The following is an 11649-nucleotide window of genomic DNA, read 5'->3' as shown; positions in this document are numbered from 1 at the left end:
TGAATGATATTATTAAGTTGAAAATCTACATAAAAGGAGTATGAGCTGTGAAATTAAAGAAAACTATAAAAATATCAGCCTTAATTTTAGTAACAAGTGCTTTAGGATTAGTAGGATGCTCTAGCAATACAGCAAATGTAAATGATCATAATATTTCAAATTCACAAGAACTTTCATATGGAGAAAAATACTTTGATAAAGATAAAGTAATGGAAGTTAATATTGAAATTGATGAAAATGAGCTTGAAGATATGTTTGAAAATGCTAAGGAAGAAGAATATAAATCAGCCACAGTAACTATTAATGGTGATAAATATGAAAACATAGCAGTTAGACCTAAGGGTAATTCAAGCTTAAATTCAGTGGCAAGTGACTCAGATTCTGACAGATATAGTTTAAAGATAAAGTTTGATAAATATGAAGATAATCAAACTATGTCAGGGCTTACTCAGCTAAATCTTAATAACTGTTACTCAGACCCTACTTACATGAGGGAGTTTATAGCTTATAGTATTTTTGAAGATATGGGTCTTAAGACTCCAGAGTTTACTTATGCTAAAGTATGTATAAATGGAGAATATCATGGATTATATCTTGCAGTTGAAAGTATATTAGATCCTTTTATTGAAAATAACTTTGAAGATAGCACAGGGGATTTATATAAATCAACTGGAACAAATGGTGGAAGTTTAGTTTATAAAGACGATAATATAGAATCTTATCCAAATTTAGAGCTTAAGAGTGATGGAGAGAGAGATAGTCAAAAACTTATAGATATAATATACGCATTAAATAGTGGAGAAAACATAGAGAATTATTTGGATGTTGAATCTGCTTTAAAATATATTGCTATAAATACAGCAATACTAAACTTAGATAGTTATCAAGGGACTTTTGCACATAATTATTACTTATATGAGCAAGATGGCAAATTTACTATAATACCTTGGGATTTTAATATGGCATTTGGAGGATTCCAGAAAGGTAACACATCAGGGGATGAATTGATAGATATAGATAATCCAACAATGGTAAGTGTTGAACAAAGACCATTGGTAAATACGCTACTTTCAAATGAGGAATATAAAGAAGCTTATTATGGGTATTTAGAGGAAATAGTTGAAAAATATTATGACTCAGATTATTTAGAGAATATGACTAGTAAGATATATGAGTTAATATCTCCTTATGTAAAAGAAGATCCTAGTGCTTTTTATACTTTCGAAGAGTTTGAAACAAATATTAAATCTGCAATAGAAAACACTCAGCAAAATATGGGCAAGGGAGATAAGCAAGGTTTAGAAGGTATGGAAATTCCGAATAGAGATGGCATGGAGAATATGCAGCCACCAGAAGGAATGGAGAGACCGGACAAAGAAGATATGGGGGATATGAAGGTACCAGAGGGTATGGAAATGCCAGATAGGGGAGATATGCAACTACCTGAGGGGGTGGATAGTCCAAATGGAGGTAAGAGCAATACTTTACCTGGTATATTAGAGCTTGCTGTGCAAATGAGTGAAAGTATTAAAAAACAATTAGATGAATAAAATAAAAAATTTTATGTAAATTAGTATTGCCCTACGTTATAAATTGACGAAGGGCTTTTATTATAATTATAAGATTACTCTACCTCTGTGTCTATTTTTTAGATGTAAGGTAAAAAATTCTAAATAGATAACTATAGAATAAATTGTTCTTTAAATGGATATTATCTTAATAAAACTGTATCTCTTGTTATATAATAAAATACCCTAAAAGATAGCAAGAGGTATAAATTATGGAAGGAACTAAAAGAATCCTTGCCAATTCACAAAATTATCATCATGGAATCAAGTAAATGCTTGAAAGTACAATTGTTGGAAGGGTCAAAGAAATAGTACACAATAGTTAAAAAATATATTAAAATAAAGTATATTATTCTTAATAAGAGTCATAATTATAAGTGTAGAAATAAAAAACAAATAATTCAAGTAAAACTTGATACAGGTTAAAAGGGAGTCAAACAATGAATAACGGAATAGTAAAATGGTTTAACAGTGAAAAAGGATTTGGATTCATAACAGTAGAAGGTGGAGATGATGTTTTCGTACACTTCTCAGCTATACAAAGTGATGGATACAAAAACTTAGAAGAAGGTCAGAGAGTAAGCTTTAATATAGTTAAAGGTGCTAGAGGTCCTCAAGCAGAAAACGTAACTATATTATAATATATAAGTTAGTTATAAAGACACAATTTATTTTGTGTCTTTTTTTGTGCTTAAGGGAATAATGTATGAAATCCTTAAAATACTTAAAATCTATTTTTATGGTTATTAGTTAAAACTATATAACTTATTATATATAACAGACATAAGATAATACTATATATCTAGATTTATGTTAATAATAATAAAAATAATCTGGAGGCAGTATAAATGAATAAAAATAACTTTTATAATTTGGAAGAGCAAATTACATCCACAGTTAGTGATGCACTTAAAGCAATAGATGTTGCGGGATTAAAAAGTGATATTAACTATAACCTTGAGGACGCTATAAATCAATTTAAATCAAAGTTTAATCTATACATCGAAAAGCATATGAATTTAAATAAAAGATCTAAAAATGATATATCAAAATATATTAGCAAAAGACCTCCTGGAAGTGTATCATCAATAGTTTATATAGTAATAGGAGCAACTACAACTGTAGTAAATGTTATATCACTGGGACTATATGTAATAGCTAATACAATATTTAGTAGTATTATTGTAGGTAGCAATATTGTTTTGGGAGTTATAGTGGTATTCTCTATAGGGGGTGCAGGTTTATTATTAAAAGGAATAAATGAAAGAAAAAGAGTAAAACGCTTTAAAAAGTATGTAAGAATTATTGACGGCAATAGTTTTGTATCAATCGAAGAATTAGCAAAATATGCTAGCTTAAAAAAGAATTATGTTCTCAAAGATTTACGCAAAATGATTGATTCGAGCATGTTTTTAGAAGGACATATAGACGAAGAAAAAACTTATTTTATTGTAAATGATGAAGTATATGGTGAATATCTAAATTTTAAAAAAGAGCAATTATCTAATGATAGAAATAAGAAAAAAGCAAAAAAAGAAAATAATGATGCAGTAAAGGAAGAAGTAGATTTTACAATAAAAGTAGGAAGAGAATATATTAAACAAATAATATCCATAAGAAATAATCTTAATAGAAAAGAAATAATTATAAAAATAGATAAATTAGGAAATATTGCGAATGAAATACTAAATCAGGTTGAAAAAAATCCTAAGAAAGCGCAAGAAGTTAATAAATTTATAAATCATTACCTTCCAGTTACTATAAAATTAATTAGCTCCTATAAAGAGTTAGATAATCAACTGGTTCAAGGTGATAATATAAAAAATGCTAAATTTGAAATTGAAAAGAGTATAGATATTATTAATAGTGCTTTTGAAAATTTATTAGATGATTTATATGAAGATGTTGTAGTAGATATTTCTACAGATATATCAGTACTAAAAACATTATTTAAACAAGAGGGATTATCAGAAGAAGATTTTAAAAAGTAAAATAGTTTTATCACTTGGAGTAACACATACCTCACAAGCTGTAGAGAGGCATCTTTCTTGTATGATATTTTATTATATCTTGTGATATAATAAAATATCATACAAGAAAGTAAGAGGTATAAATAATGGACGGAACTAAAAGAAGCGACATAAAAATAGGATCAAAAGTCTTAGTAGTACAAAAACAAGACCAAAGAACTGGAAAACTAACAGAAGGAATAGTACAAAGAATCCTTACAAACTCACCAAACCATCACCACGGAATAAAAGTAATGCTAGAAAGTGGCATAGTAGGAAGAGTCAAAGAAATAATAAGTTAAAACAACCGTTACTTAAAAATATAAAAAACCATATATACAAACAAGATGGCACCCTGCTTCTGAAAAACAGACGCAGGGTGCTATATTACTTTATAAATAATAAAAATGCCTCTATCTATCTTGATAGAGGTATTATTCTAGTAAATAGAAGGTGTTATACAAGAATATCCCATAGTATCATCATCAGTAGGATTATAAACCCTATGAGGAGTATTAGCTAAAATATAAACACTATCACCCTCATCCAAATGATATACATCATTTTCAACAAAAACATCTAACTTCCCTTTGGTAACAAAAATACACTCATCAGCATTATGTACCAAATAATCATAACTATCATAGCTTTTCTTATTAAGATTGTACTCAATAATATTCATCTTTACATTGACATCCTTAGATCTAATAAGGGGTGTCAAAAACTCATAAGTAATATTACTATTAGCCAATTTTAATTTTCTTCGATCATTCTTTTTCATAAATAAATTCTTTTTATCTAGCTCTAAATCTTCAGCTAAGAAAGTGTATATAGGGACATCTAGAATAGATGAGATTTTTCTTAGGGAAGAAATAGATGGATCTAACAAGTTTCTCTCTAGTTGAGAAATATAGCTTGGTGTTAGACCACACTGTTCTGCTAATTGGTTAGCAGTCATTTTCTTTTCTTTTCTTATACTTCTTATAATGTCACCAATCATATCTTATCTCCTTATCTTTATATATAGTTATTATAACATACAATATTTAACAAAAATCACATAAATAATATGTTTGAAGGTAAAAAAATAAATATTCAGAATATTATTAAAATCATGTTGATAATTTAGATTCCTTCATATACAATTTAAGCTATAATTAATAAATTAATAAATACTTAATTTATTCTAAAGTTTATGAATGAGGGGGGAGTTTTATGAATGCATTATTTACAAGTCAAGGTAGTCTATTAGCTATACTTTTTTCAATGGTGGCAATTGCACTGTATATTCAAAAATATAAAATACCAAAATTGGTAGGACCAGCATTAACAGTTATTATACTAGGAATCATATTATCAAATCTAAAGATAGTTCCAAATGATGATATTGTGTTTGGATATATTGGAATGTATGCTATTCCAGTTTCAATGGTTATCATGCTTATGAGTGTTGATTTAAAAAGTATGCTTAAGTTATCAAAACAGCCTATAATTGCAGTAGTGTTAGCTGTTTTTTCTGTAAGTTTGATGTCATTAATATTTGGATTAGTATTTGCAGATAAAATAGATGAAGGCTGGAAGGTTGCAGGTATGTTTGTAGGTACTTATACAGGTGGTAGTGGTAACTTAACTGCAATAGCAACAGGTCTAGAAGCATCTCCAAATACTATAGCTGCAGCTAATGCGGCTGACTACGTAGTGGGTATTCCTACTTTATTACTATTTTTCACAGTACCGGCAATTATGAAAAAGTCAAAAACTTTTAACAAGTTGTGGCCATATTCATATACAGAAGAACAACTATCTCAAGGAAATCATGAGCCACTTATGTCAACAAAAGAGTGGAGTATAAAAGATATAGCAATAATGCTAGCTATAGGGTTTATCGTAACAGAAATAGCAACAGTGTTAGCAAGTTACTTACCTGCTAATATAAGTAGTGCAGGAAGAATAATATTAATTACAACTATGGGTATAGCTATAGCACAGTTAAAATTTATTAAAAATCTTAAGGGGAATCTAGATTTAGGGTTATTTATAGCCTTGTTATTTTTAGCTATAGTAGGATTTTCAGTTGATTTAAAAGCATTCTTTGGTTCGGCATTTTATATAACACTATTCTGTTTTCTTGTGATAGTTACTTGTTTAATACTACACCTGTTATTGTGTAGATTATTCAAACTAAACTATGAGTATGTTGTACTTTCAATTGTTGCTTCAATTGCTGACGGAACAACAGCATCTTTAGTAGCAACATCAGCAAACTGGAAGTCATTAGTAAGTGTAGCAATAGTTATGGGAGCTCTTTGCTCTTGTCTTGGTAACTATGTAGGTATTTCTGTAGCGTATGCAATAAGAGGATTTTTAGGAATGTAAATATAATAAATGGGGGATACAAAATGAAGATTACAGATATAGTATATGATAAATTAAGAATTAAGTTAAAAAATCCAATAACAGTGGCTTTTGCAACAGTTGAGCATGCAGAAACAATAATAGTTAAGATTAAAACTGATGAAGGATATGAAGGATTTGGTGAAGCCTCACCGTTTGCACCAGTAACAGGAGAAACTCTTGATACTGTTTTAGTGGTATTAAATATGTTTAGAAAAGCTTTAGTAGGTATGAATCCATTAGATATTGAAAAAATTCATACAGTAATGAATAGTATAATACTTGGAAATAGCTCTGCAAAAGCATCAATAGACATAGCTTTATACGATATTTTAGGTAAGGTTAATAAGCAACCATTATACAAATTACTAGGGGGAAATGATAACAAAGTTCAAACAGATATAACTTTAGGAATAGATGAACCAGAGCTAATGGCTAAAAAAGCTTTAGAATATGTAGAAGATGGTTTTAATATATTAAAAATAAAGGCAGGAAAATGTGTTGAAGATGATATTTGTGCAGTAAAATTAATAAGAGAAGCAGTAGGTAAAAATATTAGATTAAGAATGGACGCAAATCAAGGCTGGAAGGTAAACTCTTCAATCAATGCCTTAAAAAAATTAGAAGAATATAATGTAGAAGCAGTTGAACAGTGCTTACCTTATTGGGATATTGAAGGAACTACAATTGTAAGGCAAAAAAGTAATATAAATATTATGCTAGATGAGAGCTTACACACTCCAATAGATGCAATAAAAATAGTTAAAGCACAAGCTTGTGATATTTTAAATATTAAGCTAATGAAATCTAGTGGAATATATGAGGCTTTAAAAATAAACTCAATAGCAGAGGCAAGCGGATTAAACTGTATGGTTGGCTGTATGTTAGAAACAAAGCTTGGAATAACTGCTGCTGTAAGTTTAATAGCATCTAAGAAAAATATAACAGAAGCAGATGTGGACAGTTTTATGATACTAGAAGAAAATGACATAATAAATGGTGGCTTTACTATGAACAAGGATATTATTACATTAAGTGATAAGCCTGGATTAGGAATAGATATAAATATGTAATATGTAAAGAAATAATCTAAGGGGGAGAAACATGAGTTATTTTAAACTTTACCAATCGGGAATTCATTACAGTAATTTATATTTTGAAGAAGAATTGGTATATCATGAAGAGCTAGATATACTTAATAGTAGTTTTGACAACAAAGATCTTCTAACAGAAGAAGATAATACTAAATATATAGAAGGTTATAAGATAGACATCTTAAAATTAAACAGAAAGTTAAGCTCATACAATGATACTTTTAAAAATGATTATAGTATAGATGAAGAGATTGATACTGACTTTGATGAAAAATACTCTAAGTTAGATGATTATACTTATGTTCAAAGATATAAACAGTTTCCCTTAGATATTGTTGTAGTAAATCAGGAAGTTGTAGGTTTTATATGTGTTTCTAGAGAAAACTGCACAGTACTAATAAAAAAAGGATACGAGAATTATACACCACTAAAACTATGGGAAGACTATATAAAAGATGAAAAATTATATGGAGTAGAAATCACAGGAACTCATATGGTAAAAATGAGAGATAATATAAGCTTAGCAACAGATGTGTATTTACCTAAAAATATAGAACATAAAGTTCCAACAATTTTAATAAGAACACCTTATGGTAAAGAAGCTAATAGTAGTAGTTACTTCAAATATGTTCAAAGAGGATATGCAGTAGTTATTCAAGATGTAAGGGGAAGGAACTATTCTGAGGGAGAATGGGATCCTTGTACTTATGAACAAGAAGATGGAGATGATACACTAAACTGGATAGCTTCTAATTATTGGAGTGATAAGTCAGTGGGAATGATTGGTGGCTCATATTTAGGTTATGTACAGTGGAGTGTAGCATCTTCTAATAATCCATATCTAAAGGCTTTAGTAAGTATAGTTACATCAGGATCTCCATTTGTTGATATTCCAAGAAAAGGAGGTTCTTTAGTTTCAGGAACTCTTGCCTGGGCATTTGCAGTTTCTCAAAAGAAAATGAATCCAACTTTAATGGCTAGAGATGACTGGGATGAAATATTAAATATAAGGCCTATAAAAGATATTCCTAAAAAAGCACTAGGATATGAGATACCATTCTTTAATAAGTGGGTAGAGCATAGAGATTGCGATGACTATTGGAAAAAACATAGCTGGCACAGCAAAAAAGATAATATAAAGGTACCTGCAATGGTAGTCTCAGGTTGGTATGATGATGACCAGATGGGAACAAATGAGGCACTAGATATTATTAAGGACTATCCAATTGGAAGTAGAAAGGTAATACTAGGACCGTGGATGCATAGTGCAAATACCATAAGAGATATTAATGAAAAATCATTTGGAAATAATTCTATAAGATTTGATTTAGATTATTATTATTTATCTTGGTTTGATAATAAGCTTAAAGGAATAGATAATAATATAGATAAAACATCTCCTGTTGAGTATTACTCAGTTAATGAAAATAAGTGGAAGTATGCAAATAACTGGCCTATTGAAAACATAGAAAATAAAAATATGTATCTAAGCAGTAATGTTAGTGCAAAAACTAGCAGTGGAGATGGAGCATTAGCTTGGGATATTAGCTCAACTAATTCTTCAGATACTTATACTTATGATCCGAGCAATCCTGCATTATATATTATTGACATGTCATCTAATGAAATGGGTGTACCTACAAACTATATAAGTGTAGAAAAAAGAGAAGATGTATTGTGTTTTACTAGTGAAGTATTTGATAAAGGGATTACTATTACTGGTAATGTACTAGTAAAATTCTATGCTTCTTCCAGTGCAAAAGACACAGATTGGGTAGTGAGACTTACAGAAGTAGATGAAAGTAATAATTCAATAAAATTAGTTGATGGAGTATTGTGTGCAAAATATAGAGGCGGTTTTAATGAACCAAGGTTAATGGAAGATGGAGAGATTTATGAGTTTATGATTAAAACTACTTTTATCTCTAATACATTTATGCCAGGAAGTAGACTGAGATTATCTATAACATCTTCAGCTAAAAATCTTATATTCCCACATAGTAATACTGAAAAAGGATATGACAGTGAAGAGTGTATAACTGCAAATAATACAATATATAGTGGTAAGGATTATCCTTCACATATAGTATTACCAATAGAAAAACCTTAGCTTAGCTAAGGTTTTTATTATTGCACCAACTACACAGATAGATCTCTCATCTCCTATATTCCAGTTTTGGTTTATGTAACGAGGCCTATCAAAGCTAGAGCCTATTGGATAATCATCATAAATAGATTTTAAGTCATCAATAGATAAATATATATGCTTTGATGAGAAAATCATCATTCATGGGTAACATAAGATTAAACTCTATGTTTGGTTTGTTACAAGTTTTTATATAATCAATTAATATTTAAGCAGCACTTGGAGATGTAAAATTGTTTTTAATACCTATCATTATTGTAAGTTTTAAACTTTGATTATTAATACTATCTATTAGTTCAATTAGGCTATTAGATGCTGACTCAGATAAAAATGAAGAGCATACATAGAGAAATAAATATATGGATAGATTCCATATAAGTATGTCGTGTTTCACGACGCCCAATCTATATATGATGAAAGTTATAAAATCTTGTGTGTAATATTATTAATTTTTGATAAATAATCATTAGCTCATTTATTAAAATATCTATATAAGGATTATTAATACTCATGACTTAGATTAAAGTTTATGTATATACTATCTATACTGTATATAATATGTATGCATAGACTATGGGGAAAAAGAAAAAGAAAAATAAAAATAAAAATAAAAATAAAAGGAAAAAGTTCTAACACTATGACTAGATATAGGTATGTAGTTTTTTATGTTATAAATTTATTTGTTTTTACTACTACTCCTAAAAATAAGACTATGCAGGTGTTTGATAGAATAGGTGAAGCTAAAAGAGCTATCAATAAGTTTATTAGTTTAAATGAGCATAATATAAGACAAAAATAGAAACAATAGTAGATGATTTTGTGGATAATAGGTCTATGTGGTTAGAAGGCATAGCTAAGAGTCATTTTAAGAGATGTATTATTAAGACGAAAAATAGAAATGATAGATTGGTTAAGGAGATACTGGCAATAACAATTTACAAAATTATATGATTCACTATTTAGCTGAAAAGATTTATGCTGAGGCTAATCATTAGAAGTTGAAATAGGTAGGGTAATATTAAGTACTCTAAAAAACTAAGCCCCTACGTCTGAAAAATAGACGTAGAGGGCTTAAAATATCTAAATAGAGGTTTAACTTAAAGCTAAATCTTTATTTCTCTCCATAAGGTGTCTAATGGCTTATTCATTTTATGTAATTGTATAGATACAATCTTAAAAATAACCAAATTTGTACCATAAATAAAAATATTCATATACAATACTTCATAAGAGAAGAAAACCAGGGGGAAATTCAAAATGAACAACAAATACATATACACACCAGGGCCAACACAAGTAAGAGAAAACGTAAGACTAGCCAGAGCAAAAGAAACAACAAACCCAGACGTAGATCCAAACTTTGTAGAATTCTACAAAAAAACATGTGATAAAATCTCAAAAATAATAAACACAAAAAATGAAGTTTACATACTAAGCGGAGAAGGAATACTTGGACTTGAAGCAGCCTGTGCCTCACTAACTGAAAAAGACGACAGAGTCCTAGTAATAGATAACGGAATCTTTGGAAATGGCTTTGCAGATTTCGTAACCATGTATGGTGGAGAGCCAGTACTATTTAGCCAAGACCATGCAAAAGCAATAGACATACAAAACCTTAAATATTTCTTAGAAAAAGATCACAACTTCAAATACGCAACAATAGTACACTGTGACACACCTACAGGAGTACTAAACGACTTAAAAGAAATTTGTACATTACTAAAAAAGTACAACATACTAACAGTTGTAGATTCAGTAGCTGCAATGGTAGGAGAAGACTTAAAAGTAGATGAATGGGGTATTGATATAATACTTGGAGGTTCACAAAAGGCAATTTCAGCACCAGCTGGTCTTACAATAGTAGGAATAAGTGAAGATGCAAAAAAAGCAATAAAAAATAGAAAGACAAAAGTAGCTGGATTTTACTGCAACTTAGAAATCTGGGAAAATTATTATGAAGAAAAATGGTTCCCATACACTATGCCAATAAGCGATATTATAGGTCTCGATGTAGCCATAGACAACATATTAGAAGAAGGAATTGAAAACGTAATAAAAAGGCATGAAAAAATAGCAAAAGCAACAAGAAAATCACTAGAACAGTTTGGCCTAGAATTATTCTTAGAAAATGGATACTCAAATACAGTAACAGCAGTAAAAATACCTAAAAGCATAGGAGCACTAAATTTAGTAGACTATATAAACAAAAACTACAATACAATAATGACTACTTCACTAGGAGAATACAAAGAAAACATTCTAAGAATCGGACACATGGGAGAAAATGCTAAACTAGAAAAAATAATATACATATTAAATATCTTAGATAAAAGTTTAAAAGAGCTAGGCTATAGAAGTAATGAAAATTTAGTAGAAGTATTTAATGAAAATTATATCAACGTATTTGATAAACAATATATAAATTTGTTTTAGGGGGA

The 11649-nt window shown here is 29.2% G+C and carries 10 protein-coding genes; 9 read left to right on the top strand and 1 reads right to left on the bottom strand.

The window, feature by feature from the left end:
• Window positions 1-47: 47 nt before the first annotated feature.
• The 4 genes from ACI48P_RS10220 (at window position 48) to ACI48P_RS10205 (ending at window position 3879) form a co-directional block, all read left to right on the top strand.
• Window positions 48-1550 (top strand): CotH kinase family protein, encoded by a 1503-nt coding sequence (locus ACI48P_RS10220; RefSeq protein WP_475215324.1) that lies wholly within the window; start codon window positions 48-50, stop codon window positions 1548-1550.
• 458 nt (window positions 1551-2008) lie between these two features.
• The gene (locus ACI48P_RS10215) at window positions 2009-2209 is read left to right on the top strand and encodes a cold-shock protein (RefSeq protein ID WP_475215323.1); all 201 of its coding nucleotides are present in this window, start codon (window positions 2009-2011) and stop codon (window positions 2207-2209) included.
• A 207-nt stretch (window positions 2210-2416) separates the two neighbouring features.
• Window positions 2417-3559 carry a 5-bromo-4-chloroindolyl phosphate hydrolysis family protein gene (locus ACI48P_RS10210; RefSeq protein ID WP_475215322.1) on the top strand — a complete coding sequence of 381 codons (1143 nt, stop codon included), beginning with the start codon at window positions 2417-2419 and terminating at the stop codon, window positions 3557-3559.
• 125 nt (window positions 3560-3684) lie between these two features.
• Complete coding sequence (locus ACI48P_RS10205) at window positions 3685-3879, top strand: YwbE family protein (protein ID WP_475215320.1); 195 nt, start codon at window positions 3685-3687, stop codon at window positions 3877-3879.
• Between the two features lie 137 nt (window positions 3880-4016).
• Here ACI48P_RS10205 and ACI48P_RS10200 read toward each other — a convergent pair whose 3' ends face one another.
• On the bottom strand, window positions 4017-4577 hold the full coding sequence (locus ACI48P_RS10200; protein ID WP_475215318.1) for a helix-turn-helix domain-containing protein: 561 nt from the start codon (window positions 4575-4577) through the stop codon (window positions 4017-4019).
• A gap of 215 nt (window positions 4578-4792) precedes the next feature.
• On the opposite strand from ACI48P_RS10200, the gene ACI48P_RS10195 reads away from it, so the two are divergent.
• The 5 genes from ACI48P_RS10195 to ACI48P_RS10175 all read left to right on the top strand — a co-directional run bounded on the left by ACI48P_RS10195 (window position 4793) and on the right by ACI48P_RS10175 (window position 11644).
• Window positions 4793-5953, top strand: a complete 1161-nt coding sequence (locus ACI48P_RS10195) for a DUF819 family protein (RefSeq protein ID WP_475215316.1) — start codon at window positions 4793-4795, stop codon at window positions 5951-5953.
• 23 nt (window positions 5954-5976) lie between these two features.
• Window positions 5977-7044 carry a mandelate racemase/muconate lactonizing enzyme family protein gene (locus tag ACI48P_RS10190; RefSeq protein ID WP_475215314.1) on the top strand — a complete coding sequence of 356 codons (1068 nt, stop codon included), beginning with the start codon at window positions 5977-5979 and terminating at the stop codon, window positions 7042-7044.
• 31 nt (window positions 7045-7075) lie between these two features.
• Window positions 7076-9175 (top strand): CocE/NonD family hydrolase, encoded by a 2100-nt coding sequence (locus ACI48P_RS10185; RefSeq protein WP_475215313.1) that lies wholly within the window; start codon window positions 7076-7078, stop codon window positions 9173-9175.
• 598 nt (window positions 9176-9773) lie between these two features.
• Window positions 9774-10010 (top strand): hypothetical protein, encoded by a 237-nt coding sequence (locus ACI48P_RS10180; protein WP_475215312.1) that lies wholly within the window; start codon window positions 9774-9776, stop codon window positions 10008-10010.
• Window positions 10011-10468: 458 nt separating this feature from the next.
• Window positions 10469-11644, top strand: coding sequence for a pyridoxal-phosphate-dependent aminotransferase family protein (locus tag ACI48P_RS10175; RefSeq protein WP_475215311.1), 1176 nt, complete (start codon window positions 10469-10471; stop codon window positions 11642-11644).
• Window positions 11645-11649 lie beyond the last annotated feature (5 nt).

The sequence above is a fragment of the Romboutsia sp. LXY-2 genome, assembly GCF_056171995.1.
This window is presented reverse-complemented; position numbering and strand designations above follow the sequence as displayed.